Origin of the sequence: Paenibacillus sp. FSL H8-0034, assembly GCF_038000305.1 — a bacterium.
Lineage (GTDB): Bacteria > Bacillota > Bacilli > Paenibacillales > NBRC-103111 > Paenibacillus_S.
Genome location: NZ_JBBOBS010000001.1, coordinates 336,944 through 363,900 on the forward strand (window position 1 = coordinate 336,944; position 26,957 = coordinate 363,900).

Genomic DNA, 26,957 nt, shown 5'->3' on the forward strand with positions numbered 1-26,957 from the left:
GATAAAATGGTATTTAATAATACATAATATGACTTTTTATTGTATTATTAGATACTACTATGCGTAGGTTGTACATCCATTATCAAATAAAAGAGGGGTATTCAAAGTGAACATGAAAAAACGAATTCTCGCACCTATTGTTACCGCCGCGCTACTGCTCGGGCAAATTGGAACTGCATTTGCAGACGACAGCATCAATGTCTACCTGAAAGGGAAGTTACAATCATTCGAGCAAGCGCCGATTATTAAGGACGGGTCTACATTAGTCCCAATGAGAGCAATTTTCGAAGCGTTCGGTGCTACAGTGGAGTGGGATGGAAACCAGCAAATCATCGATGCCGAGAAAGGTGCTAAGAACATACGACTGCAGATTGGTTGGAAAGGAGCTTGGATAGGAGAAACAAAAGCAGAGTTGGACGTGGCACCTGAGATTATCAATGGATCTACCATGGTGCCGCTGCGGTTCATCGGGGAAGCCCTTGGAGAGAAGATCGAATGGGATGGCGACACGCGTTCCGTACTGATCTCAACAGATAAGTCCCAACTTCCAAAAGCGGACAGCGGCGCTTATAAGGGATATGCTGACATTCTGAAAGAGGTCATTACTGCCAATACCGATAAGAGTTTGCAAATGAGCGATGCTACATATAACGTACTTGCGAGCAATGGAGATGCCTTCTTCTCGGAGAATAGGGGCAAGTTTTCCCTGGAAGGAAAGTCGAAACAAATCGGCAGCGGCGAGCTCTCCAAGAATCCTGTGAAATACAATTCGACCATCACAGAACTCAACCGAATCCGCCTTTTTGATGTCAAGGAAGTGAATTTGGACAACGGGCAAGTGGTGACCCTTGCATACGGAGAAAGTGAAAGCGGAGGATTGTACTTTCAGCTTTTCTATGTTGGATCGACGAACTATTCTAAAGGGCATACCATCGAAATGAGAGGAGTTCCTGTAGGCTCGTCAACAACGGGACTTGTTAATCGACTCGGAAATCAGTTCGAAGCGCCAGTAACCGTATTTGTGGCAGGGAACTTCTTTGCAGCGCTGGATAGGTATTTGGAAGATCAAAGCGCTAAAGAAGCTGAACGGAAAGCGGAAGAAGAGCGCAAGCTTCAGGATAAGGCATATAATGTAAAGACTGGACTAGTAAGCGCTATTCTTGATAAGAACGTCAATGCGGTCAAAGATCTGATTGCCAAGGGTGCGGACGTTAATCTTGTTGATGATTTGGAAAGCACTCCGCTGTTCTATGCGGTTGGACAATCAAGCCGCGACGATGCATTATCCGTACAAATTGTACAAGCATTGTTAGATGCAGGAGCTAATCCTAACCCGCCTAATAGGGGCATTACTCTTGCTAATATAGCTTACAAGAACGGAAGCACCAAAATAGGCAATATGATAAATGCAGCAGCAAAGAAAGAGTAATAGAGAAGATTGAGGAGATCCCTGTGTTCGCATTACAGCGGGCATAGGGACAATAAAAAGGAGATTGGAGGGACAAAACCTTGGGCTTACTTTTTTTCGATATGATGAAGAATAAGATGGATATGAAGAAAGCGGAAGCGGCTGTGAAAAAAGCCGAGAAGCAGGACAATAAGCGATTCCGACAAGAACAGACGTTCACAGATCGGCAAATCACGATCAGCACCAAGGCAGAGCTAAAGGATGCCGTAAGCAAGAGGTACGGTACTATCATTGTCGTAGGAGAACTGACCAAGAACGTGGGCAGAGCCTACAAGGTTAAGGACAAGCTGGGATTACTGGAGAAATCGCAACCTAACACGACTCAGGCAGGTTCTCTGGCTACTCTTGGTATCACGGAAACGGTCATCATCACAGCTATCATAGCTCTAACAGTTGTTCTCGTTGTAGCAATGCTTAAGAACTATAGCGTGGATACGGACATCGAGATGAGTGAAACAAATCCGAAAATCAGACTAAGGCTTAATAAGTAAGGCCTTTTCAGGAAGCCCCGAATTCTATAGGTCGGGGTTTTTCCTTTCCCTCAGATAACGATTTCAATACTTACATAGACTCATGTATCTTTTGTAGAAGAATATTATTCCACCGGGTAGCTTTGGAAGAGAGTAGTAAGGAGTATCACGCATTTGCATAATTCCTCGTATTTATAAAGTAGGCACCCGATAATACAATTGTAAAGAAACCCGCAAAAATCAAAAGTATATTCATCCATATATAATTATGATGCGAGAGGAGTTGCTTGTGATAGAATGAATTCAATCGATTTTTACTAAGCAGGTGAGAGCTATGCAATTAGATGCGGAAACGGTTGAATTAATGCAACATGAATTACAAAGTAATATCGGTGATGAGAGATATAGAGTGAAGCTGAGAGCTGTCCTATTTAAACATAAAGGGTTGTCAAATAAGCAGATTGCAGATGAGTTAAATGTGTCTACTGAAACGATAAGAAGATGGATTCTCACATTCAACGACCAAGGTCATCAAGCCTTGCGAGAGAAGAATCGCAGTGGAAGGCCTTCGAGTTTAGCTCCCAAACAAGAAGAAAAAATAATCAGTTTCCTTGAGAAACACCCGGTATCCAAAGGATACCATGGTTCTAGATGGTCAATTAAAATGGTACAGGACACTGTGTTAAAGAAGTTCAACGTCCATTTAAGCAAATCTTCCGCACATAGGTTACTGTCCCATAACAGAGTAGAGAGCAGGAACACAGTAACGAAAGGTGAGCAAAGGGGAATAAGAAGGGATTTTGAAAAGCGGTTTATCGAGTTAGAACACGAACGAAGGGCTGGTGACGATTGCTGGTACGTGCATCGGCTGTATCTGGGGAGATTCCTCGAAAATGCCGGATTGATCAAATTGAATTATGACTACGAACTTTTTTGTGCAGTCAATATTAGCGACATTGATCTATTCGAGGAGAGTCAGCTTGAAACGACAATCACAACGTCAAGTATGCTCCATCCACCAGACTATTCGAGATACACAAGCTTCATAAGTCGGCTCATTAAAAAAGGTGACAAAGAGAAAGGTGATAAATCCGGTAAATCTTCGAAAGTACTGATCCTTATGCAGCAATTAGATTGGGAGAAGGCAGCGGCGGAGGAAATATTCGGTGATTGTGAAAAGCAAGTCGAGTTTTTGTTTGCCCCAATTAACTCTTTAGAGTATAATATCAGGCACTTTATTGTGATGGAAAAGTTGGAAAAGCAATTAAGGAAGTCATTGAAAAATTCTAAGCTCAGCGAAGTGAACGTAAAAAGTCAATTAGTAGAGAAAGTTACCGAAGCCTTCATGGAAGGACTCAAGTATTACGAAAAACACAAGACTTTTGGGAAAAGATAATTCGATAAATCTACACTAGTCAGGGCCTATCTCAGGTCCTGGCTTTTTTGTCGCCTTGTTTCAGAGGGGAGCGAGTTGGTCATTTCTGAGCATTCTTAGGATTTCCTGTATTCTTGGTTTCGTAAGGTTGATAGCGACCTTAACACCTAAGAAACGGGAGGAAACAAAATGACAAACAATCACGAAGAAATCGTAACCAATCAACAGATTGACTCAGCCCAAGATGCTGACCTAATCAGCGGTCTTAAAGCGGTCGGCAGCAAGCACCAAAGTAAGGGCACGGGTGGTGAAAGCGTGTTTTCCGTGATAAATACCCCAGGTAACGGAAAGCGCACTACAATCAGCCCCAATTTAATAAGTAAAATCGGCTCTCCTGCAAAGGTACAAGTTTCTGTAAACGATAAAGGTATTGCTATTAGCTCCAAACTTCCTGACAACGACTCAAGTTTCACGTTAAGGAAAACGAGCAGTAAGGCGGTTATTTACTCAAAAGAGCTTGTAGATGAACTTACAGCGCTTTTCGATCTTGACTTCAGCGGTAGAAGCAGCATTTCGTTTTATGATGTAACCTACCTAACCCTGGATGATGCAGAGGTGGCTTTTGTACCACTCAGAAAATAAACGAAACGATTGTCAGGAATCCTTTGAAGCGTGTACCCGCGGAGTTCGGGTACACGACATGACATATCAAAATTTAATCGAAATGGCGATTCATTAGCCACAATGGAGGAGATCGAAATGAGGAAATTTACGATAAAAACCTTACTGGAAAAGAAGGTTCAATATTTCGGCGGTGAAATCCAAATACGGTCAAAAATCAATGCAGGGAAGGCCCGTGTTCTTGGTTTTACGGTTCAATATCAGCATGAACACAGTACCCGACTAGAGGTGGACGTTGTACCATTTAAAGTCGAATCGGAAAAGGAACTTGTAGGGTTTGCGAAGCAAATGGAGCTGAAATACAATTCTGGACCAGGTACGATCTCCGTTATAGCCGGACTTGACGAGACAGAAGCTGATTCGCACATCGAAAAGTTTGTCTTTTCCATAGGTGCCAAAGAAAACTTTGAGTGCGTCACTTACACGGAGGAGGGAGATATTTCCCTAACCGAACTCATTCACCAAAAAGGAACAGATGAGGCCGTCGATTTCATAGAAGATCGGCAGTCCGGCTTTTGTACCATCAAGGTAAACCAATGGCAAACGGGACTTAACACCGAATGGTTCATGCCGAGCTACCGCATATTTGTAGAGGCCCATGTTAACCAAGAAGCGCTAAAGAAAGAAATATCGGAACGCTTCGAAGTGCTGGAAATCGAACAAGCCGAAGACGGCGGTATGTACTTCTACTGCTATGCTGAGGAAGGCCCAATTGTCTACAGCGTGAACGATGTTTTGTGGGTCATTTCGGAATGTTTTAGCCCTCATATCATTGGCTCGTGTGAACAAATGGGTGTAACCGACTACTGGGTCGAGTTCCATGTTAACGAGCTGTACTCATAGATGATGCCAGTGCAGTGCCAGTATTCATACTTTTACAAGGAGCGTGAAAGATTTGCGCAATTTCTATATTTTGAACGAATCCGTTAATGATAATCTAACTTTTTACAGGCTTGAGAAAGAGAAAAAAGCGATTGTAAGAGGTTATGACATCGTGTGCTTCGCTGAGGAACTTTCAACTACTGAATTCAAGAAGTTGATGGCCAAGATGCCAAAAGCGCCAAGTCATATTGTTTCCCCTGCCTATAAGCCGCTATATAAAAGTGAGCACCACTTGGCTTCTTACTTATTACAAAAACCGATTCCGGTAAATGACGAAAATGCCGTGTTGCATCTGTACCACCTAATGAGGGCCTCCATGCATAATAGGTTGTATGAAGCGGTATACAAGTATGACTTCGACCTAAGGCTTGTCGCTTTTCATGCTGACGATACCGAAATGAGTAAACCTTTTTTCATGGAGGCAATCCCCACATTTCGTAATACTTGGGGAGCGAAGAAAGCAACGATAACGGCCAAGGTGGATACTTTTGAGGCAATCCCGCTTAAGAACGTGCCTGAGGACCTCCGGCGTATCTGGATTGATAACATGAAGAAGGGCCTGAAATCCAGAGATCCCAAGCCTATTCATATAAAAGAGGCGAACGATCACATCGAAGTAACGTGGCACATCACTGGAAAGGAAGAAACAACCGATATGCTAAGCAGCGTCTTTTGGCTTCCTGGGCAGAAAGATAAGATCCCCAACGAGTTTGCCCACTATTACGATCTACACGATAAAGAGGATTTTAGTCACCAGCTTGGCCTGTTGCAAAGCAAGTTCGGAGCAGGTGAATCAAATGCCTGACAAGTTCCTGCCTCCCTACAGCAATGTCACTGAAGCGACGAAGGCCCTCGCCGCGCTAGGTTGGCCCGTCATACCTCTCTGTTCGCACGATCATAGCGGCATGAGCGAACAACATCGTAAAAGTTGCTCAAGGCCTGGAAAGATGCCTCTTCTGAAAGATTGGCCGAATGCCTCCATTCCTAAACCCGGGACCATTGACGAATGGGTGAGGCAATGGCCTTCCATGAATGTTGGGTTAGTCCTCGGCACTCGAGCAGGTGTCGTCGCTATCGACGTGGACGGAGATTACGGAGAAGAGCTGTTGCAGCAATGGAGCAATGGTGATCTCCCCGATACGCTTGAATTTACGACCCCAGGGGGAGGCAGGCGGCTCATGTACGCTGCTCCCTACGGCATTCGGTCCGTCAAATATGTCGAAAGCCATCCGGATAAATCACATGAAGAATGTGCGCTTCTCTGTGACGGTCAACAGACGGTTCTCCCGCCATCCAAACACGCAAATGGCGGCATCTACGAATGGAAGGAAGGGAAAAGCCCATGGGAATTCAGTTACCAATCGCCCCAGCATGGATGGTTCAGCGAATAACCCCTCCAAAAAAGGGACTGAGGACCGTTCCAGCTGTGAAAGGGTCTTTCGATGGCCTTAAGAAGTCTTGTCCCCGATTTGCCGAAGATTGGGAAGGGCAGCAAGATAAAGGACTGAATGAAGAAGCTTGGTTCCGATGGAGCGCGGTATTTGCTAATGCGAAATTCCTTGCTGAAGCGTTAGCGTTCTCCCGAGCTTCCCACAAGCACTCCCAGCAAAGTGAACGAAGAATACAAGAGATGACTAAGTCAGATCATGGCCCTACCCGCTGTGCGACTATGGGATGCAGCGATGATCAGATGCACCAATGCTTTGGCGATCAAGTGAGTAAGAATGAGGCAGGGGAACTTACAAACTCCCCCGCCGCGTTCCTCCAACAAAAGCCCTCAAAAGGCAAAGTGGACCAAGAGGCGATACTCAACGACATACCGGAAGGCTATGCGATTGAGAACGGTTTGCTGTGTGAAATGATCTATTACAAAGGAAATGAAAAAGCTGTCCCGATCTCCAACTTTCTGGCTGTTCCGACCAAAACCATTGTGAAAGATAACGGTCAGGAAAAGCAAAGGTTCTACCTAATTGAAGGGATAATTCTTCGAACCGGAAAGAGATTCCCGGACATTCTGGTTCCCGACTCCCAATTTGCGGCCATGCAATGGCCTTCGGGATGGGGGCTGGAGCCTAACCTGTTTCCCGGACCAACCGTAAAGGACAAGGCAAGATACGTCTTTCAGCACCTGGGGAAAAATGCAGTTGAAGAATCCATATTTACTCACATTGGCTGGAAAGAGATTAATGAAAGAAACTGCTACCTTCATGCAAACGGGTGCATCGGTGCTACTAACGTAAAAGTGGAGCTAGAAGAGCGGCTTTCAAAGTACAAGTTGCCTGCCTCTTCGGGGGATCGGGTCAAAGCAAGTCGGGCAAGCTTAGAGCTACTCGACCTAGCACCGCTTCGCGTCACATTGCCGTTGTTTGCGTTTATGTACCTTGCTCCTTTACGTAAATGGCTAGAAAAAGCAAGCTTTCCGCCAGCCTTCCTTCTTTGGGTATATGGCAAAACTGGAGGTAGGAAGTCTTCTCTCTCGGCCTTATTTTTGAGCCATTACGGTACATTTACGGCCAAAAATCTTCCGGCAAGCTTCAAGGACACGGCAAATTCCATTGAAAAGATAGCCTCCGATTGCAAAGATAGCGTTCTTCTAGTGGATGATTACCATCCGAATAACAACCCAGTCGATGCAAAGAAAATGGAACAAATCGCCCAGCAGCTCATCCGTGGGTTCGGTGATTTGATTGGAAGGGGGCGGATGAATGCTGATGGTTCTTTGCGAATGACAAACGTACCTCGCGGCCTGTGTCTGATAACGGCTGAGGACATGTTAAACGGAGCATCTACCAATTCTCGCTTGTATCCGGTGGAAGTGCTTCCGGGAGACGTCGATCTGGCTAAGCTGACGCAGGCCCAAAAGGATAGCAAGCTTCTTTCGCAGGCGATGGTCGGCTACCTGGAGTGGTTGGGACAAGAGATGCAGGAGCAGGACACTGAGCACCTAATGGAGTTTCTTCACGAAAAGCGGAACGAAGCCTCCCGACTAAATGTGCATGGCAGACTCGTAGAGGCGGCTACGATACTTTACACCGGACTTCATTACGCTCTTAAATATGCCCTTAGCATCGATGCCATTACCCATGAGCGTCACGACCAGCTTCTTACCGAAGGCTGGGAGCTTTTCCTTGATATAGCCAACGAGCAGGGGGAACAAGTAATAGAAGTTAAGCCAACGACACGCTTCCTCAGCATCGTCTCACAGCTTTTGGCTAACAGAAGCATTCACACACTTAACATTAAGCCCCAAGCGGTCGATGGTGTTGCTCCAAGCGGTACCCATGTTGGCTGGCACGACAATGAGTTCTACTACTTCCTTCCTGATCCGTTGTACAACGTAGTCAGTCAATTCTTGTCGCGTCAAGAAGAACGCTTCCCCACCACCAAACAGATGCTTTGGAGACATCTCGCAGATGAAGGCTTTACGCAAATCGAGATCGAAGGCAAGCAGAAACGATACACCAAGAAAAAGTCGATTGGCCGCTTTCGTGACCGCACGCTTTGGGTAAAGGTTTCCGCCTTGCGTGGGGCAGACGAGCGTCCCGCTGCCAGAGCGCGACGAGAGCAGGCACCATCCCCTCAAATGGAGGCCATGTTTGCCCCAGAAGAAGGGGAAGAAACCCCTGCAACTTAAAGATAGCGGGGCGGTGGAGGGGCCATGCGGTGCAAGCAAAAGCCGGGCATCCGCCCCTACTGCCCCTGCAAAAAAATAAATAAAAGAAAATAAAATGTCTCCCCCCCCTGCCAATCTAGCATGACCGTCATCCCCCTCTCCAAAGCAGGGGAAACAGGGGCGCTCTTCAAGAGGCTAGACGCGACATGGTATGACACACGACGCAAGCAGGGGCATAGCCCCTGTCTGGGAGGGGAACATCTGAGCGTAAATAAACAGAAAGCATTCTTAAATTATATCCTTGTAAACCTGGTTCTAACAGGGCATTTTCTAATGACGTTTCATCAACAAAGCAAGCTGCCGCGCTTAGGGGTACAGAAAAAGTGAAGAAAGAATGAAACACCACTAAAATTTTGTAAGGAGAATTACTATGGTTAATTCAAATATTCAAATACGGAGAGTTCCAGCTTATATTAGAGTTTCAACCGAAGAACAATGTAGCCTATTAATGGAAGAGCAGCTAGTTGAGCTTGAAAAATACGTCAAACAAAATAAACAGTGCCTTTTTCAAGAGCCTGATAGTGCAATGGCGTGTAACGATGCCGCTGAAGCTCCAACCTATAAATAGATATTATTCCTTAGAATGCTGTTGATTACTAGAGAAGATTCTAAGGAGATGAGCTATTTGGTTAACCTTACAAGTCAAGATTCCATTGTGAGTCAATTCAAGAAAGGTACACTATCTCAAGAGGGTATGACGTACCTTGTAGAAGAGTTTAAGCAGATACAAGAATCCCTTCATCATGACGATGAAAAGCCGTTCTCCCTAGTGGAACATGGCTACCGTATGCTGTTGGTTCAATCAGAAGATACCTGCATCCTAACAGATGGTAACAAGATTGTTAATCTACTGGAGACTGAACCAGAGTACGTGGAAATGGTGGAACTGCCGGATGAGTTTTGTATGTACCGAGCCTGCCTTATGCCTGATAATGAGTGCTTTCTGCTGATATACGCGCTTAGGGGCACTTTAAGAGCAGATTTGGAACAATGGTTTGCTGAGAAATCTGGATGCCTAGCTGAAGAGGACATGAAATGAGAGACTCCACACAAAAACCTGCTAAGCGGATCGAAGTTGTTTCACTTCGAATGGTACGAGAGAAAACATCGCTACTCTACCCTAATCGTGTGATTCGCTCACCTCAAGATGCGGTTGATTTGTTCCGCCAATTCATCGGCGACTGTGATCGGGAATCATTTTGTATCCTATGCCTTAATACGAAAAATGAGCCGACCGCTATGCATCAAGTATCCTGCGGTTCTCTAAACGCATCCATTGTCCACCCCAGGGAGACATTCAAACTGGCCATACTTGCAAATTCTGCGTCCATAATAGCTTGTCATAATCATCCGATTTACAAGCTTGAAGGAAAGGGGACTGATGTAGATGTCTTATACATTTGAGTACCAGCGATACGTAACACGAGGAATTAATAATGAAATAACCCCTGAGCTTCAACTGGTTCTTTGGGCAATGCTGGACGAGCATATCCGAAATGGGCTAAAGATGGACTACCTTCAGGTATTTAATTGAATGCGGAAACCATGGGGAATCGGAAGATACAAGTGATTAACCAGTCCCAAGAACAGCCCAAACGTAGCAAATCAAGCAGGTTTCCAGGCATTGATAAGCCGCTGAATGATGCTACCGTTTGGATCATTGATAGTGGCGAGTATGTGACGATGCTCCTGCCATCCGAATACTGAGAGGGTACGGCATATGAATCCAAGAGTTATTAACCTCATTGTCATTGCCCTTCAAATAACAATCGAAATCATTAAGAATAGACGAAACCAAAAATAGAGCTTGCACACCTTCTTGAAAAAGAAGCAGGCTCTTTTTTTCCAAGGAGGAACCGATGTGAGCGATGTCTTCAATGTTCAAAATGAATTAGAATCGGCCATTGACTTGCTGTCTGATATGATCATTAACTATATTTCAATGCAGGATAGAAGGGCTGCACACCGCGCGGAAGCAATGATTTGGCTGGAGCCGATCATGCTGGCAGAGGTTGAGGAAATTGCCAACCATGAGCTAACAGCGGAGCTGCTTGGAACATGGGATTACCAAATCGTAGCATGAAAAAAGAAGGGATGTAAGAGCCATGGCAAGCCAAAAAGTGGCGCTCTACGTCCGTGTCTCGTCGGAGGAGCAAGTAGAGGGTTATAGTATTGACGGACAATTGGACGTGCTAAGGGAATACTGCCGCATTCATAACCTTCCCATTTTCAATGAGTATGTGGATGCAGGGAAGTCCGCTAAATCGATAAAGGGCAGACAGGCATTACAGGAACTACTGGTAGATGCCGAGAAGGGTCGATTTCAAATCGTCCTTTTCTGGAAACTCAACCGATTGGCCCGTAATCAAAAAGATCTACTCCAAATGCTGAAAATTTTTAATAAAAATAATGTTAGCGCACAAAGTATGACCGAAGATATTAAAACGGATTCGGCAATGGGAAACTTCATCATCCAGATGCTTGGCGCTACGGCTGAACTGGAGCGGGGCCAAATCTGTGAAAACGTCAAGCTTAGTATTCATGAACGAAATCGGCAGGGCCGCTGGAATAGCGGGAACATGGTACTTGGCTACCAATGGCACAAAAAACCGAAGCCAGGACAGTCGCAACTTGAAATCGTGGAGAAAGAAGCGGAACTTGTCCGATACATTTTTGAACTGTATTCGGAAGGTTTCGGGTTTAAAGCCATTACCAATCGACTGAACGCAGAAGGTCACCGAACGAAAAAGGGACTTACCTTCGGCATCGCGGCGGTGAAAGGAATCATAAATAACCCAAATTATATCGGAAAAATCCGCATCGGCAGTAGCCTATGCCGAACGAAGGCAGGTTCGGAAGTGGAAATCATGGATGGCGAACAGGAGTCGATCATTTCGCAAGAACTTTGGGATGCGGTGCAATCGATTCATAATCAGCGCTCACGACCGACAACTAAAACGATAAACCGTCATTTTCCGCTATCTGGCCTGCTCAAATGCCCTCAATGTGGGTACAGCATGATAGCAGCACATACTAAAAATTATAACAAAAGTGGCACGATTCGAAAGAATTATTATTATGTATGCTCACTCTACACCAATAAGGGTTCTGCCGTGTGCAGTACAAATGCCATTCGAGCGGATGATTTGGAACGGTGGTTCTTTGGGCAAATTCAAGAGATAGTGATGAATCCCCAATTGCTCAAGCAAATTGTCTCGGCGGTGAACGCTAAAAGGGACACGGATCGGAAACCGCTGGAGAATGAGTGGAAAAGGTTAGAGAAGGAACTTAGCTCGTTTGGGAACCGACAGCAGCACTGTTTCGAACAGTTTGAGGACGGGCATATTGAACAAATCAGCTTTGTAGAGCAGCTTACCGAGTTGAAAGAGCAGCAAAAGGCAATACAAGTTACTCTCCAAAAGGTTGAGCAAAAGCTCGTTAACCGCCAAATGGAGACTATGGAAAGTGACCATATCCGAAATGTGCTTACACAGTTTCAAAAGATGCTCCAAACGGTTCCAGTGGAACAACAAAAGAAACTTCTTCGAAGCCTGTTCGATAAAATCACGTTGCCACTTGACCGTAATATCTCCAGAGCAACCATCCATTGCAGTTCAGAGTTACAACAATTACAACTAACCAACCAATTGGAGGAAGAACTGTGGAAAACCAACAACAAACTTGCGTAAAACATACTCGTGTCGCTATTTATGCACGTACAAATCGGAATGAGCACTCAGAAAGTAGCTGGACCATAGAGGAACAAGTCGAGAAGCTAAAATCTCATTGTCATCTGGAAGGCAAAGAAATCGTCAGCATCTTCAGCGATAAAGCAGTTAGTGGCATTCATGTGGAAAATCAACACTCACTTCTGCAACTATTAGAAGCTGCAAAACAAGGTCTTTTTGATGAGATGTTGGTCTGTAATATAAACCGAGTGGCGAGGACAACAGCGGATATTCTAGAAATAGCCGGACTGTTGGATAAGCATGGCGTAACTTTTACCTCTATTTCTGAGAAGTTCGATACTTCAACTCGCATGGGTAAGTTCACTCTACAGATGATGGCTGCGATAGCTGAGTTTGAAGAGGCAAGTCGAGAGGAGTTGCAATAGGAACAATGAGTAATCAGGAAAAACCAACTCGTGTCGCCATCTACGTCAGGGTCAGTACCGAAGAACAGGCCGAGCAGGGCTACTCCATCGATGCCCAGCTCGATACGCTGCGAAAGCACTGCCTCTACTCTGAAAAAGTAATCTTTCATGAGTATGTAGATCGAGGGATTAGCGGTAAGAGCATGGAAAAACGCTTAGAACTACAGCAGATGCTCAAGGATGCAGAAAAGAATTCGTTTGACGAAGTGTTGGTTTGGAAACTCAATCGACTGGCGAGGAACACCATTGACTTGCTGCAGATGGTTGAGGTACTTGAGAAGCATAATGTTGCTTTCAGTTCTTTCTCTGAAAAATTTGACACTTCAACGCCCATGGGGAAATTCACCCTACAGATGATGGCCTCGGTAGGAGAATTCGAGCGAAATACCATCGTTGAAAACGTGAAAATGGGCTTAAAGCAACGGGCACGTACAGGAAAGCATAACGGTAAAGTACCACTTGGTTACAGAGCCGTAAAGGACGCTAATAACGTCTCAAATCATCACGAATCCAACGTGGAAATCATTGAAGCAGAAGCGGCTATTGTCACCAAGATTTTCGAGAGGTTCGCCGCTGGTCGGGGATTCAAGTCGATTGCCAATGAACTGAATCACGAAGGGTACGTTACTAAACCTGGGGGTGCCTTCTCCATCAGTGGCGTAAAGGAAATATTGGATAATCCCTTTTATGCGGGAAAAGTTCGCTATTGTCGCTTCGAAAACTGGAGTGACAAGCGGCGCAAAGGACGCAACCCCAAGCCGGACATTTTTGAAGGATTGCATCCCGCAATCATCTCCGAAGAATTATGGAATAAGGTAAGGTACCTTCGGAATATGAAGTCTGTCGTGGCACTCAAACGCTTTGATGGAGAGTTCTTGTTGACCTGGCTCATCCGTTGCCCACAATGTGGGGGGCCGATGGTAGCGAACCGCATTCAGAATCGGCAAAAGGATGGCAGCAAGATCACGCGACTGTACTATTCCTGCAGCAACTTCCGAAACAAGGGCAGTAAGGTGTGCAGCGCCAATAGCATCCGCAAGCAGGAAGCGGAACAGTATGTAATAGAACGCATCAAAGAGGTGCTTGCCTTGCCGCAAATGCTGAGAGGCATCGTGAAGAACATCAATGAAAGGAAAACGAAACGTATCAAGCCACTCCAGCAGGAGCTTGACCATCTATTGAGTAAGATAACCGAACTTGAGGGCAAGAAACAGAAATATTTTGATCTGTACGAGGCCGATGGTTTGGCAAGAGAGATGTTCTCGAAGCGACTCGATGACATTAATGGAGAACTCGACCGACTTCATGTCAAAAAGTCCGAACTGGCATTTGAACTGAAAGATGACAATTCTCAGCCTGTGTCCTACGAAGTTGTCCGTTCGCTGTTGGATAAGTTCGATAAGCTTCTGGAATCCTCCTCCTTCGACCAGCGCAAGACGCTTATGCATCTGGTCATCAAGCAAATTACGGTCAGGGATACGCGAACGATCGACCAAATCCAGATGAACTTTGATGTAAATACGGTGCAACATTTTTTAGCCGCTGACCCTTCTGCGACCCATGCAGGAGGGTCTTTTGCTGTCCATATGAAGCGAGGGATCCAAGGTCAGAGCATTTCAGTAGTAATTTGACTGGGGGTAATGTTAAATAAACATTAATAGGTTATTTGGTTGACTTTTTAAAGGGAAATGGTAATATTGATTTATACATTATGGGAGTGAGGTGTTGACGGTGAAGTTCGAGTCGAGGATTCCTCTGTCAGATCAAGAAAAGTCTGCATTTATAGAAGCTATCTATAATGCACATAAAAACGACATACGTGATTTCATTTTAGAGTATGATCTAGAGACACAAAACTGTATACATTTTCTAAGATGGGACTTCACAAACACTAATATTATCAGAAAATTCCAAGGTCAGCGATTTCAATGTTTAAAAGTCAAAAGAGGACCTTGGAAATTCGTATTAATATACGACAGAGAAACAATGTTTCTGTACTCTCTAATGAGAGATAAACGCTTTGGAGAATTACAGGATCGAACTAGCAGACAACGTGTGCACTATGCTGATGCATTAGCCTCCCATAATCAATCACTAGAAGATGTCAGCGATGTGGAGAGATTTTTGGAACAGGATTTATTTGATATGGACGGTGCAATTTGGGCCGATGAGGTTCAAGAAGTGTTGAAGGAATTAACTGCAAACATAGAGGGTGAAGTGAAATATTATTCAGTAATCACTTTTTCATCAGAAAAAGATGAAATCACTTCAGTTTCTGCATATATTCCTACAGCAAGCTTAGGTATTGCATTTGAAGAAAACTGGAATGAGCACATTACAGCCGACTTTACGAACACATACACTACTTCAGGTATATCGACTGATTCAGAAGATGAAGATATTCATATCGGTCTACGTGAAGGAATTATCCCACAACAAGAGGAAGATCTCGTACAACCTAGAGAAGATGAAAAAGAGAAGGACAACGAGGAATGATCTCCAGACTTCTCTTGGGAGGAGTTTATTATGCCAACTATAAAGGTTTTTAATGGTGACAGGCTAAGAACAGCCCGGATATATAGGGGGAAAACCATTGCAGAATTAGCTGAAGAAGTTGCGGTTACTAAACAAGCAATTTCCCAATTCGAGAATGGAAAAGCTCCTGGCCTAGAAACGTTGCTCAGACTCATAAGTGCGTTAGGTTTTCCAAGAGAGTATTTTTATGAAGAAGATAAAGAAAAAATCCAAGTGGGTAATACATATTTTAGAGCATTGCTCACCTCTAAAAAGAAAGATCGAATGTCACAAATTGAAAAAACGAAAATTGTAGCAAGTATATACCATTTTCTTAACAAGTTTGTGGAATTCCCAAAGCTTAATATTCCTGATCGAAATTTTAACATTGATGAAATTGAGGACATTGCTAATCGGGTACGTCAATATTGGGGATTAGGGAATGAACCAATAAACAATATGGTTCGACTTCTTGAGAAGAATGGATTAGTTGTTACTTCGTTCGCGACTGATGGTGATGACATTGACGCATTTAGTCAACGTCAACAAGTCGAAGGGGTTGAGTATTATTTTGTAGTTCTGGGGGACGATAAAAAGTCTGCTACAAGAAGACAATTTGATGCAGCCCACGAACTAGGTCATGTTATACTCCATGACTGGTCGCATGACTTGGAGCTATTATCTCGTGAGGAGTTTCGTCAAGTAGAAAGCGAGGCTAACCATTTTGCAGCCTCATTTTTACTTCCGAGGGATACATTCATTAATGATTTAGTTTACCCGAGTAAGCTAGACTATTACGTGGAACTGAAGAAAAAATGGAGAGTTTCTATATCTGCAATGATTGTCCGCGCGTATCAACTAAAAGTGATTAATAATAATCAGTATCAAAATTTGATGAAGCAGATTTCTAAGAAAGGCTGGAGATCAAAAGAGCCACTAGATGACATAATACAGGTTTCAAAACCCTCGTTAATGAAAAAGGCAGTGGAGATTTTAACTATAAATCAGGTAATGAGTGGGGACCAAATTGTAAAGCAACTCTCTAATAATAACCTAAGTTTAAACGTCAATGAAATTGAATTGTTACTTGGGTTAGACAAAGGAACATTAACCAGTAAAAACCAAAGCAGTCCTGTGGTAAGCATAAAGAAAAACAGAGAATTCCCTCAAGATGTATAAGGAGTGTAGGAGTATTTTAAGCCTATACTCCTTTTTGTATTACCTAACAATAGACGGAGATGGAGGAGTAAAGTATGTCGGCATTAACAAAGAAAGAGATAGAGTCCATCGCGAAGGTGGTATCTGAGCATTTCAGCGAGTATGCATCAAAATATGAGGAAGCAAAGTACCCCGAGGAACCCTATAAGAAATGGTTGTCTGCGTTCCCTGATCCCAAAAGTGTAGAGATAGATGACATTAGACAAGTGATAGAGTGGAGGCATGGTCATTATGGAAAGTCCTCCTATGTCCCTGCACACAAGGTCATCATAGCCAAACTACAGAAGCATTGGTTGGAGTTTGCCGAATTAGGGCAATGTGATCTTAATAGTACCTTTACCTATTGGGAAGATCGGCTGGCTGGGCATCAATCTTTTACAACAGTAGCTTTCTTGGCCCATCTAATGAATCCGGAACAAGTGGGTCTTATAGACCCCCATAGCTTTCGAGCCATGAATTACCTCATGTCATCGATTAGAGAGGATTGGGTTTGGAAACGTAATCCGATGGGCATGGACGACATCGTAGCTTTCTCCGACTTTTTGAGGGTAATCCCACCTGCTGTCAAAGAATTGAAAGGTAGCAAACGCAATCTGAACAAGTTCCTCATGATGTTCGGAAAGCATAGGGTCAAGACCGTTCCCGTATCCAGGTCTAAAGTGGCGCCAGCAGTCTCAAAGAAGCATGATTGGAATACATTCAAATCGGAAGTCTTTGATCTTGATAAAATTACTCTGAGATCGAACGCTGATTTGTTGTTTGCATTACTCTTGCAATCCTTAGAAGGATGCGGCGTTGAGCCTAAGACTGCTTTTACAATAGAAGAGATTCAAAAACAGATCCCCATGCAGAAGACAGGGATTGCGATTGGCTCCAGCTACAATTACGCGATGGTCGCATTGTTTGGAAATCAGAGAGGGAGGGATTACTTCTTGTTTGAGAAAGGCAGTATAGGAGCATATTTCACTGAGCAAGCCAATGATCCTTCTAGAGATAATACCTGTTGGAAGAAGTATCTGGACGAGAAGGTACAGATCAATCCTAAGTACATTAAAGTGTCCAATCTCAGCGGTTAGGCTTGAATAAGTAGCGGCTATTTCGTTCTTGCGCTCTGCTATATTTGTGCTAGTTAGTTAGAAAGGAGAGAGGCGCATCTACATCGAATACTATTGTTATGGATACTTTTGTTAAGTGCTATTGAGGAAGAGGGGTTTAAGGTATGATTAATGAAAATCATCAGGAATTGTATCAGAAAATAACAAGATTTGTTGCTAACAATCAGCTTCTTGATAGGCTTGATTCTAAACTTAATGAGTTCAACCCATTCAAAGTGTTGAAAGTAGATCAGTTCGAAATAAGACATTCCAATATTTTGGCTTGGCTTCTTGATCCGAATGAAAATCATTCTTTAAGTGATATGATTCTCAAAAAGCTAAGTGCCGAAATACTCTGTGGAGATGTGCTTACTAAAAATCATGATTTACAAATAACTGATATTCTTCTTGGAAGTTTTCACGATGCTGAGGTTCTTCGTGAATGGAGGAACATAGATATTCTTGTTGTCTCCAAAAAAAGTAATTTCATTCTTTTCATTGAGAACAAGGTCCATGCAGGTTTAGGAGATCACCAACTACAAAAATATCTAAACATTGTCAGGTCTGCCTATCCCTCAATTCAGCACGTAATTCCTGTGTTTCTTACATTAGATGGGGAAGAAGCCCCTCACTCAGGATATTATAGCTTCAGTCATATTGGCATTCTAGATATTCTGAAAGCAATTCTAGAAACGAATCAAGATAAAATGAACGAGAAAATATTTGACTTCATATCCTATTATGCCAAGACTTTGGAGGTATTAACAATGCAGGACGAGCAGTTGATTAATTTGTGCCGTGAAATTTACAAACATCATAGAGACGCAATAGATGCAATAGTTAAATATGGTGCGGTATCAACATCTACATTAAACCAAGCTATAGACATACTTAAAGGTAATATCTCAGTTATTGACCATTCAGTTCATCCTGGCTTCCATTTGAGCGATAAAGAGCATTGGTTTATACCAGAATCAATTAGAGGAAACATGCCGGAGATAGTAGGTCCGTGGAAATCACCTTATCCTTTCACATATTTCTTCGCTGCACAGGAAGAAAGGCTATTCTTGATACTCGAAGTTGGACCTATACAGGATGGGCAATTGAGGGTGAATTTACTGAATCATATAGTTCAAAGTGATAGTGATAATTTATTTAGAATAAGGGCAGCTGCTCTAACGAATATGAGCGCCAGATTTACAAAATTGAGAACTAGAAGCGTGGATATAGAGGATTGGTCGGATGCTGACCATGTATTTGAACGGATGAATTTCTTGATGAACGAATTTAAATTTAATGAAGTCAATACTGTTCTTGATGGTATCCTTAGAGGATTTAATTTGGGCCAACCGAATATCAAGATCTAAACTTCATCGACAATCCAATCTAAACACCATAATAGGTCCCCCTCCAGTTTCCTGAAGGGGACCTATCAGTTAGAGGAGAGTAGGTAATAGTGCCTCAGAAATTTAGCCGTTATAGCGTGTAAGGTGAACCGTATCATAAATGACGGCGAAAAATTGCCGAATATCTAGTTTGGAATGACCCTATCTACGAAGTCGTAAATAGTCATTTTATCTCCGGATTGGGCTATTAAAATAGGGATTTGAAGATTATTACTGATCTCTTTAGCATACTCTATCTCTGCATTTTGGAATCCCTCAAGGAGATTCGGGGAGAACTGGTAGCCATCTCTTTGAGAGAATCTTTCTTGGATAGAGCTTATTAAATCAGTCAGTACAATAATTAAGCTAGGCGATATTTTATCAAATGTATCAAATGGGATGCGGGTAATCTCGCTCATTTGATTAAGTAGGCAACAATGACCGTCTAACAAGAACCAGCCGTTGATGTTAAGACGGTTTATCGAATTTGAGAGATGGTCTTGGTTTTGTTCTATATCGGGGATAAATTTGTTCTTTGAATAAACTTCCTTTTTTTCATCGGAGATCAGTTTGCTCGCTGAATAGTGAGGGATTTTGTAACGTAAAGTGAGTTCTTTACACAATGAGGTTTTCCCTACCCCATGAATACCTCCAATAAATATCATACCTCTCACGAGTTCCATCCTCCAATCGGATAATATAGATTGTTGAAAAATCAACGTTACCAATTATTCAAGAATATGGTAACATAGAGGTGGAGCTAGACTCAATAAGGAAGTGATAATCTTGGAAGGGTATATTCAACATAAAATGTTTTCCCAAATTGATCTTACAGATTCATTTTTTGATAGTTTAAAGGAAGACTACCCGGGTTTTGAAAACTGGTTTGCAAGGAAAGCACAAGAAAAAGCATATGTTTTATATAACCCTCAAAGAAAATTAGAAGCATTTCTTTACTTAAAGGTAGAGACAGGCCCAATAGAAGACGTCACACCAACTATATTGGCGAATCGTGTTCTGAAAATAGGTACAATGAAAGTTAACCCGCACGGTACTAGGTTAGGAGAGCGGTTTATCAAAAGAGCTCTAGATATTGCGATTAGCGAAGGCGTTGAAGGTATTTATGTTACTGTGTTTTCAAAACATGAAGCGTTAGTAAATCTTTTTGTTAAATATGGTTTTTTTCAACGATCGACCAAAGCATCTGGAACGGGAACTGAGCTTGTATTGTGGAAGACTCTAACAGAAATTAAGAATCATATGCTTCTGGATTACCCAAAAATTAGTCAGAGGGGTAAACGGAAACATATTCTCTCGATCTTTCCGGAGTTCCATACGAGACTTTTTCCAGATTCTATCTTGAATAACGAGAGTTTTAATATACTTGAGGATGTTTCACATACAAATAGCATTCATAAGGTTTTTATTTCTGCTGCTCCAGTCTCTGGACTTAATCCTGGTGATATAATTGTCATTTATAGAACCACTGATAGACCTGGTCAGGCAAGATACAGGTCTGTGGCCACTTCCATTTGTGTGGTGGAAGAAGTAAAGTCTAGACAGAGCTTTGGAGACGTTAGATCATTTATTGATTATTGTGACAAATATAGTGTCTACACGTCAAAAGAATTGCAAGATATTTATGCTGAAGGAAAACGACACTATGTAATCAAAATGGTGTATAATATTGCTCTTAGGAGAAGGTTAACTCGTGGACAGCTTATAGAACAACTTGGGATTGAGAGTGATCGTTGGACGTTTTTTGAACTGACCGACAATCAGTTTGATTCCATTTTACAGGCAGGTGATGCACATGAAAGTCTTGTTATCGATTAAGCCAGAGTTTGTTGAAAAGATATTTGCTGGAGAAAAGAAATTCGAATATCGTCGTACAATCTTCAAAAAAGATGTTGAATCGATAGTTATTTACTCAACTAAGCCTGAGGGCAAAATTGTAGGGGAATTATTTATAGAATATATTATAAATGATTCCCCTGAGTCCATTTGGTCATCGACCCAGAAGGATTCTGGTATCAGTTACAAATTTTTCCAAGAGTATTTTGGGGATCGAGCAGAAGGCTACGCGATAAAGATTTCTAAAGCAGTGCAATATGAGAATCCTTATGACCCCACTCAGCTAGATAGTAATTTTCGAGCACCACAGTCCTTTTGTTATATTGATTAGTAGAAAAAGGTTTCGACTACTGACGTCGAGACCTTTTTTGAATACGATCGATAAATATGGTTTTGTCAGAAGAGACTTTTCCGAAGGTAAAGCCCCTTCATTGATTAAACTGAAGGAACTGCACTGACCTGAAGCTGTCGTTCGGGTGGATGAAATTGCTGCATCAGCTTATGTGGCTGGTGCTGGTGGAGCGGATGTATCGGGCAATTAGATTAATTGGGGGACAGTGCCATAAGTGACGGCGAAAAAATTGAATTGAATTAGAGAGAGGGGATAGCTCTACAATGGCACTTCCATTTATTGATGACTCTGTTATTTTGATTGAAAGGAAGTTAAACCAACTTATTAGTATTTTTGGTGCGGAAAAGGCCCGGATGTATGAGGAATTTTATCATTCGATTCCAAACAAGAATCAGAAAGCGCTGTTCTCATTGCTTCATTATGAGATTAATCAACTTTTAGCTTTCATGTATTCGAAACATAACGGTCACTACAATGCTGAAGAAAGTCGTAGGCTGAAAAGTATTATTGAGATTGTCCACTTGCTACAAGCGAATTTAAAAGACACAGTCTACAGCTTTATGCTAGATTCATCTTATGCTTCATTACTAAACCAATGTAAAACTTTTTTAGTGGCCACAAATGGGAGTCCTATTCCGAATGATTTGCAACTTGTTGAGCTTATTGATTATAGGGCTATTTTTCATTTGATCGAATCGGTTTCTGCTCCAGGTTCATCTACCGTAGCTTACCCCCTTCATCATGTAGATGAAGGATCGTATGCCCACGTTTATAGGTACTTGGATGAACAATATAGTTTTCCTGTTATCGTAAAAAGAGCAAAGAAGAACTTAACCCCTGAAGAGATAACTAGATTTAAGAACGAGTTTGCGGACTTGAAGAAATTGGACTCTCCATATGTTATCAAAGCTTATCAGTTTAATGAAAATAAAATGGAATACAGTATGGAGTGTGCTGATGAAACATTAGATAAGTACATTACTAGAATGAACGATCGCCTCACAATGAATGAACGTATTCGATTAGTACAGCAACTTATGAGGGCTTTTGTCTATATACATGAAACGGGCCTTCTGCATCGAGACATCTCTTACTCTAACATATTGATAAAGCAACATAATGATGGCGTCACTTTGATTAAGGTATCCGATTTTGGATTAGCTAAACATCCTGACAGGAATCTTACGAGGCAAGGTACGGTAATAAAAGGGGTATTAAACGATCCCAATCTAGCTAGGGTTGGATTTGAGAATTTCGAACAGCGGCACGACATATATGCTCTTTCTTTTGTTATAAATTTTATTCTATCAGGCAAGAAAAACGGGATTCATATTACTAACAGCACCATTCTCGGATTTTTTGATAGAGGAATTGATGCGGATATAAATAACAGATACGCGGATGTCGTAACTATGGCTAATGAGTTTCAACGTATTATCCCCACTTTGCGTCAGTTGAATGTAGATAAGGTTTAATCTCGTTGCTTTATATGATAATGGAGACGACTTGTTTCGACGTAGAGGCTTTTCCTGGAAAAGGAAAAGCCCTTTCTGCCATTGGTTCAGCAGAAGGGGCTAAGTTAAAAAATGTTTCTCGGTCTACTCGTTGAAGGCGAACTTGACACTGCTGACGAGCTTCTTGTCATCAAGTATTAATAGTGTCTTGATCTACTTGCTGGGCATATAGCTTCACCCAAGCCAATCGACTCGTAATAACGCGTCCACATGCTCCATCCGCTTCATCATAGCCCCAAACATGCCCCACCAAGCCAACACAAAGGAGAACGACCATCACAGGCGTTCTCTTTTCGTCAAGCATGATCTTCCATTGCTTCTCTTGCTACCTGCTGTGCATAGGCTTCGCCGAGGCCGATGGATTCGTAATAATCCCGCGTCACCGTTTCCATAAGCTCGATCACTGCCTATATACCATCCAAAAATGAACCAATCCATCATAAACCTTCACAATTTAATGTGGGCAACTTTAACAGCTAGTGCGCCGTACAGACAGTGTGAAAGGCGTAGTGCTTTCTATGCTCTTTTCCCATAAAAAGAACTGCCCACCCCATAATTGTTGAGATGAGCAGTTATGAAAGTGTTTTCATTAACTCAGATGGCGATTTCGATTTTCTCCCGCTTCCGCGCTTGTTTTCGCTGGAGGGAATCACCCGCCGCTACTGCGACAGGAGAATCGGAGAAGTAAGAATCCACGGTTTCATCGAAGCTCAGTTCAATGGCCTCAATCTTCTTGCTTGTATCCAGCGTGATTCGCTTGATGAACAGGTGCAGCATTGTTTTTCGCTGTTCAAACGGCGCGGCGGTGAGCACCTGATGGAATCCATGAATCAACTCGCGCACCTGCTCGAAAACGACAGGAGAAGTATTGTCTTCGGTTAGTTCAAGCTCCAGCCGGGACTTCTCCGCTCGAAACTTGATTAAATCGGCCTGAATCTCCTGCATTCTTCCGGTGAAGAATGATTTGTCCACATTCCCATGCTCGAATAGATCGAGGTATTTCCGTTTTCTGGACTCAGCCTGTTCTAATTGGCTTCTAATGTGCTCTAGCTCCGCTTGGAGCGGTACTGTCCGGGTCGTGAGCCTGTGGTTAATTTTGTCCACGATGGCCTTTAGAATGCGGTCTTTGAACAGTACCTGTGCTAACCGATTCATCACTTCATCTTCGGCATCTTGCTTCCGAATGCTATTGGCCGAGCACACGCTGCTTCCCTTACTCCGAAAGGCTCCACACGAGTAATACAGGTGATGTACAATTTCTCCTGTCTTCGTTTTGCTCCGTGTGCGGCTGGCGACCATCGCCGAGCCACACTTCGGACAGCGGATTAACCCGGATAGCAGGAACTCACCATTAAAGATGCGGGATGGCGTGAATGATTTCTTCTGCAACAGGGACTGGACTTTCTCCCATAACGCATCGTGAATAATGGCTTCATGCTTCCCATCGGCAATGATCGGCTCAGCGCTCTTGCCTCGTCTACGCTTATTGCTCCAGTTTTCATAGCGGTTGTAACGTACTTTACCGTTGTAGAACGGATTGTTCAGGATTTCCTTTATGGCTGTTGTGGAGAAAGTATTGCCTGTCTTCGTCTTGTAGCCGCTGTGGTTTAGCTCATTCGCAATGCTCTTTAATCCACGGCCAGCAGCGTATAGCTCGAATATCTTTCGGACGATGATGGTTTCGTCCGGCACAATAGCAACAGCCTTGGAACGCTTGGAAAGGTTGCTGGGGTCGGGAACAACCCGATACCCCAGCGGCAGCTTGCCGTTGTGTTCTCCTTTCTTTGCTCGTTGCTTCATGCCCATTTTCACGTTATCGACAATCGTGTTTCGTTCAAGTTCACCGACAGCACCCATCATTTGCAGGGCGAACTTACCCATGGATGTGCTTGTATCGAAGTTCTCCGAAAAGGAACGGAAGGTGATGTTATATTTTTCTAATCGTTCGACGATGTGAAGTAGGTCAATGTTTTTTCGAGCCATGCGGTTAAACTTCCAGACGATAACCTCGTCGAATTTCCTTTCTTCCACATCCTTTAGAGGTTGTTGCAGTTCGTATCTACCGACGATGCTTTTGCCGCTAATTCCCCTGTCCACATACTCTTTATAGACCGCTTTTCCATATAATTCGCAGTATTTACGCAAGGTGTCGAGTTGGGCATCAATGCTATAGCCTTGCTCGGCTTGGTCGTCGGTGCTCACACGTGCATAAATGGCGACTTTAGCAGGTTTGCTGGTCATACCGATCGTCCTCTCCGCTTGCAAGCTCCAATTCGGTTACTGCTGCCATCATTTGCAGGGCGAACTTACCGATTGGTGTGCTGCTTTCAATACTCTCCATAATGGATCTGAGGGTAACGCCACAACTGTCCATTTTATGAATGATACTCATCACATCAAGTACGTTTCGTGCCAGTCGATTGATCTTCCAAATAATTACCTCTTGAAACTCCTGCTTCTTTGCATCTTCCAATAAGCGTTGAAGCGAATGGCGGCCTTCCATGCTCATCCCGCTTACGCCTTCGTCCACATACTCCGCGTAGATTTCTTTACCATTCGCTTCACAGTAGGCGCGTAACTCTTGAAGTTGTTTTTCGACTCCTTCATGTGCCTGATTGGTACGTGTGTAGATGGCAACTTTCGTTTTATCTGTGGTCATTGTGAAAAATCTCCCTTCAAATGGTTAGATGTTTGATCGCGGCTGTGCCTTGGATATGTATTCCGGTCACATCGCGATTCGGCGGCACTTGAACGCTTTGGATAAATCCACGGAGCAGGGCATTTCGTTTCCCCGCTTCGATGGTATGGAATGATTTAAACAGCTTTTTCATTGCGCTACGGACTTCTTTCAGCGATACTGTGCTGTTGTTGATTTCAGCGAGCTTCGATTCCAACTGGTGCTTGTTCTCGTTCAGTGCTAACGTAGCTTGTCTCAAGGATTCGAGTTGTTCCACAAGATCCGTAAGTTCTATACATTTACTCTCAAATTGCTCGTAGCAGTGTCGTTGTTGCTTTTCCAGTTTTTTCAGCTTCATTGTGGCCTGAGTTAACTGCTCACGTAATGGCGCTTCCGCTTCCTTGCTCCTGCGATTAATTCGGCTGACGATTTCGTTTAACAGGCGCTTGTTCGTAAGCATGTTCTGGAAGCGGGACAGCGTTTCGTTCTCTACAGGCGAAGCGGGAATTGCGTTCGCTTTACAGGCCGTTGAACCCTTGTTTGTGTAATTCCCACATACGTAGTAGTGGTTCATGTGAACACTCCCGTTCTTCCGATACGCTTTCGTATGGGCTGGAACCATGCTATACTCGCATACTGGGCATTTTAACAAGCCAGCCAGCGGATAATGCCGGTTAATCTGCTTGGTTGGCGGTCGGGAGCGTTGATTTAGAAGCGTCTGAACCTCTTTCCATACCTCCATGCTGATAATTGGCTCGTGTGTGCCTTGTACTACCTGCTTCGAACGGTCACTGGAAGCTCCGTTAAACTTCTCGTGGACGGTATACTGAATCTGGCCGATGTAGTTGACGTTGGTCAGGATACCTCGAACGGCAGCGATACTGAACGGTTTATTCCGTTTTGTCGTGTATCCAGCACCGTTTAAATGGCTCGTAATGGCTTTAAGCCCTTTTCCCACCCGATACTGTTCGAAGATCATCTGCACCAAGTTAGCTTCATGCGGTACCATTCTAACGTGCGGCTCCGCATCGCCCTCCGTTACCCATTCGTATCCGAGAACGTTATTGCCGCTGTTCCAGTTCCCCTCCGCGCTTCGTTTTTGCATCCCCAAGCGTGTGTTCTGGGCAATCTGCTCCCGCTCCATTTGAGCGATAGCTCCGAGCATTTGTGCCGTGAAGTACCCCTGTGCTGAATTGGTTTCTAGTGGCTCGGTCAGGCTCACACAGCCGATATTATGCTGCTTGAAAATCTCCAGCATCTTGAGTTGATCCGCTAAGTTCCGTGCGAGCCGATTCAGCTTCCACGTGATGATGGTTTGGAATCGGCCTCGCTCCGCATCAGCAAGCAGTTCAAGCATCGCGGGTCTTCCGTCTATGGATTTGCCGGAGTATCCATCGTCCACGTATTCATGGTAGATGGATAGATTGTGCTCTGCGGCATAGGCACGCAGTTCTTCAAGTTGTCCGGGGATGCTATAGCCTTTCAGTTGGTCCTCGGAGGATACCCGGACGTAAATTGCAATTGAATTGTTTATAACGATCACCCCTAAAAATGTAAATAAGTGGAATTTAATCGATCATAGGTGCAGTCTGAGAAAAGTTCAACTCGTATTTCCGTGGGTTTTAATGGCGCTTGCTCGGAATATCT

At 43.5% G+C, this 26,957-nt stretch carries 29 protein-coding genes and 1 pseudogene; 25 read left to right on the forward strand and 5 right to left on the reverse strand.

From position 1 onward, the window contains the following. Positions 1 to 112 precede the first annotated feature (112 nt). The 21 genes from NST47_RS01535 (at position 113) to NST47_RS01635 (ending at position 18,895) form a co-directional block, all read left to right on the forward strand. Positions 113 to 1,429, forward strand: coding sequence for a stalk domain-containing protein (locus NST47_RS01535; protein WP_341153635.1), 1,317 nt, complete (start codon positions 113 to 115; stop codon positions 1,427 to 1,429). Positions 1,430 to 1,530: 101 nt separating this feature from the next. Beyond that, positions 1,531 to 1,959: a hypothetical protein gene (locus NST47_RS01540; protein WP_341153636.1), complete on the forward strand. Its 429-nt coding sequence runs from the start codon at positions 1,531 to 1,533 to the stop codon at positions 1,957 to 1,959. A gap of 313 nt (positions 1,960 to 2,272) precedes the next feature. Then, on the forward strand, positions 2,273 to 3,334 hold the full coding sequence (locus NST47_RS01545; protein ID WP_341153637.1) for a helix-turn-helix domain-containing protein: 1,062 nt from the start codon (positions 2,273 to 2,275) through the stop codon (positions 3,332 to 3,334). 168 nt (positions 3,335 to 3,502) lie between these two features. Further along, positions 3,503 to 3,955: a hypothetical protein gene (locus tag NST47_RS01550; RefSeq protein WP_341153638.1), complete on the forward strand. Its 453-nt coding sequence runs from the start codon at positions 3,503 to 3,505 to the stop codon at positions 3,953 to 3,955. 117 nt (positions 3,956 to 4,072) lie between these two features. Further along, the gene (locus NST47_RS01555; RefSeq protein ID WP_341153639.1) at positions 4,073 to 4,837 is read left to right on the forward strand and encodes a hypothetical protein; all 765 of its coding nucleotides are present in this window, start codon (positions 4,073 to 4,075) and stop codon (positions 4,835 to 4,837) included. A gap of 43 nt (positions 4,838 to 4,880) precedes the next feature. Then, positions 4,881 to 5,681: a hypothetical protein gene (locus NST47_RS01560; RefSeq protein WP_341153640.1), complete on the forward strand. Its 801-nt coding sequence runs from the start codon at positions 4,881 to 4,883 to the stop codon at positions 5,679 to 5,681. Continuing rightward, on the forward strand, positions 5,674 to 6,267 hold the full coding sequence (locus NST47_RS01565) for a bifunctional DNA primase/polymerase (protein WP_341153641.1): 594 nt from the start codon (positions 5,674 to 5,676) through the stop codon (positions 6,265 to 6,267). The genes NST47_RS01560 and NST47_RS01565 overlap by 8 nt, the downstream gene beginning before the upstream one ends. After that, on the forward strand, positions 6,219 to 8,510 hold the full coding sequence (locus tag NST47_RS01570; protein WP_341153642.1) for a DUF927 domain-containing protein: 2,292 nt from the start codon (positions 6,219 to 6,221) through the stop codon (positions 8,508 to 8,510). The genes NST47_RS01565 and NST47_RS01570 overlap by 49 nt, the downstream gene beginning before the upstream one ends. A 409-nt stretch (positions 8,511 to 8,919) precedes the next feature. Next, positions 8,920 to 9,117 (forward strand): hypothetical protein, encoded by a 198-nt coding sequence (locus NST47_RS01575; protein WP_341153643.1) that lies wholly within the window; start codon positions 8,920 to 8,922, stop codon positions 9,115 to 9,117. Positions 9,118 to 9,165: 48 nt separating this feature from the next. Beyond that, a complete protein-coding gene (locus tag NST47_RS01580; protein WP_341153644.1) occupies positions 9,166 to 9,588 on the forward strand; it encodes a hypothetical protein in 423 nt (140 codons plus the stop codon). 50 nt (positions 9,589 to 9,638) lie between these two features. Beyond that, entirely contained in the window at positions 9,639 to 9,953 is a 315-nt protein-coding gene (locus tag NST47_RS01585) for a JAB domain-containing protein (protein WP_341159579.1), read from the forward strand. Further along, positions 9,937 to 10,083 carry a DUF960 family protein gene (locus NST47_RS01590; RefSeq protein WP_341153645.1) on the forward strand — a complete coding sequence of 49 codons (147 nt, stop codon included), beginning with the start codon at positions 9,937 to 9,939 and terminating at the stop codon, positions 10,081 to 10,083. Before NST47_RS01585 ends, NST47_RS01590 begins: the two co-directional genes overlap by 17 nt. Positions 10,084 to 10,094: 11 nt before the next feature. Further along, positions 10,095 to 10,256: a DUF960 family protein gene (locus NST47_RS01595; RefSeq protein ID WP_341153646.1), complete on the forward strand. Its 162-nt coding sequence runs from the start codon at positions 10,095 to 10,097 to the stop codon at positions 10,254 to 10,256. A 154-nt stretch (positions 10,257 to 10,410) separates the two neighbouring features. After that, entirely contained in the window at positions 10,411 to 10,632 is a 222-nt protein-coding gene (locus NST47_RS01600) for a hypothetical protein (protein WP_341153647.1), read from the forward strand. A 22-nt stretch (positions 10,633 to 10,654) separates the two neighbouring features. After that, entirely contained in the window at positions 10,655 to 12,238 is a 1,584-nt protein-coding gene (locus tag NST47_RS01605; protein WP_341153648.1) for a recombinase family protein, read from the forward strand. Further along, complete coding sequence (locus tag NST47_RS01610) at positions 12,211 to 12,663, forward strand: recombinase family protein (protein ID WP_341153649.1); 453 nt, start codon at positions 12,211 to 12,213, stop codon at positions 12,661 to 12,663. The genes NST47_RS01605 and NST47_RS01610 overlap by 28 nt, the downstream gene beginning before the upstream one ends. A 5-nt stretch (positions 12,664 to 12,668) precedes the next feature. Then, positions 12,669 to 14,333 (forward strand): recombinase family protein, encoded by a 1,665-nt coding sequence (locus tag NST47_RS01615; protein WP_341153650.1) that lies wholly within the window; start codon positions 12,669 to 12,671, stop codon positions 14,331 to 14,333. A 100-nt stretch (positions 14,334 to 14,433) separates the two neighbouring features. Beyond that, complete coding sequence (locus tag NST47_RS01620; protein WP_341159580.1) at positions 14,434 to 15,198, forward strand: DUF5986 family protein; 765 nt, start codon at positions 14,434 to 14,436, stop codon at positions 15,196 to 15,198. 30 nt (positions 15,199 to 15,228) lie between these two features. Continuing rightward, on the forward strand, positions 15,229 to 16,395 hold the full coding sequence (locus tag NST47_RS01625; RefSeq protein ID WP_341153651.1) for a helix-turn-helix domain-containing protein: 1,167 nt from the start codon (positions 15,229 to 15,231) through the stop codon (positions 16,393 to 16,395). Between the two features lie 74 nt (positions 16,396 to 16,469). After that, positions 16,470 to 17,510, forward strand: a complete 1,041-nt coding sequence (locus NST47_RS01630) for a hypothetical protein (RefSeq protein ID WP_341153652.1) — start codon at positions 16,470 to 16,472, stop codon at positions 17,508 to 17,510. A gap of 143 nt (positions 17,511 to 17,653) precedes the next feature. Continuing rightward, entirely contained in the window at positions 17,654 to 18,895 is a 1,242-nt protein-coding gene (locus NST47_RS01635) for a PDDEXK-like family protein (protein WP_341153653.1), read from the forward strand. A 164-nt stretch (positions 18,896 to 19,059) separates the two neighbouring features. On the opposite strand, the gene NST47_RS01640 is transcribed toward NST47_RS01635, so the two are convergent. Further along, positions 19,060 to 19,578, reverse strand: coding sequence for an ATP-binding protein (locus NST47_RS01640; protein WP_341159581.1), 519 nt, complete (start codon positions 19,576 to 19,578; stop codon positions 19,060 to 19,062). A gap of 112 nt (positions 19,579 to 19,690) precedes the next feature. Here NST47_RS01640 and NST47_RS01645 point away from each other — a divergent pair, with 112 nt between their 5' ends. The 4 genes and pseudogenes from NST47_RS01645 (at position 19,691) to NST47_RS01660 (ending at position 22,594) form a co-directional block, all read left to right on the forward strand. Further along, positions 19,691 to 20,749: an N-acetyltransferase gene (locus tag NST47_RS01645; protein WP_341153654.1), complete on the forward strand. Its 1,059-nt coding sequence runs from the start codon at positions 19,691 to 19,693 to the stop codon at positions 20,747 to 20,749. Further along, positions 20,727 to 21,098, forward strand: coding sequence for an ASCH domain-containing protein (locus NST47_RS01650; protein WP_341153655.1), 372 nt, complete (start codon positions 20,727 to 20,729; stop codon positions 21,096 to 21,098). Before NST47_RS01645 ends, NST47_RS01650 begins: the two co-directional genes overlap by 23 nt. Positions 21,099 to 21,223: 125 nt before the next feature. After that, positions 21,224 to 21,337, forward strand: a pseudogene (locus tag NST47_RS01655) (23S rRNA (pseudouridine(1915)-N(3))-methyltransferase RlmH); the annotation flags it as partial. 45 nt (positions 21,338 to 21,382) lie between these two features. Then, positions 21,383 to 22,594, forward strand: coding sequence for a protein kinase family protein (locus NST47_RS01660; RefSeq protein ID WP_341153656.1), 1,212 nt, complete (start codon positions 21,383 to 21,385; stop codon positions 22,592 to 22,594). 169 nt (positions 22,595 to 22,763) lie between these two features. On the opposite strand, the gene NST47_RS01665 is transcribed toward NST47_RS01660, so the two are convergent. The 4 genes from NST47_RS01665 to NST47_RS01680 form a co-directional block, all read right to left on the reverse strand. Next, entirely contained in the window at positions 22,764 to 22,937 is a 174-nt protein-coding gene (locus NST47_RS01665) for a hypothetical protein (protein WP_341153657.1), read from the reverse strand. A 290-nt stretch (positions 22,938 to 23,227) separates the two neighbouring features. Beyond that, positions 23,228 to 24,874: a recombinase family protein gene (locus tag NST47_RS01670; RefSeq protein ID WP_341153658.1), complete on the reverse strand. Its 1,647-nt coding sequence runs from the start codon at positions 24,872 to 24,874 to the stop codon at positions 23,228 to 23,230. Then, positions 24,855 to 25,292, reverse strand: a complete 438-nt coding sequence (locus tag NST47_RS01675) for a recombinase family protein (protein WP_341153659.1) — start codon at positions 25,290 to 25,292, stop codon at positions 24,855 to 24,857. Before NST47_RS01675 ends, NST47_RS01670 begins: the two co-directional genes overlap by 20 nt. A gap of 16 nt (positions 25,293 to 25,308) precedes the next feature. After that, entirely contained in the window at positions 25,309 to 26,853 is a 1,545-nt protein-coding gene (locus NST47_RS01680) for a recombinase family protein (RefSeq protein WP_341153660.1), read from the reverse strand. Between the last annotated feature and the right edge of the window lie 104 nt (positions 26,854 to 26,957).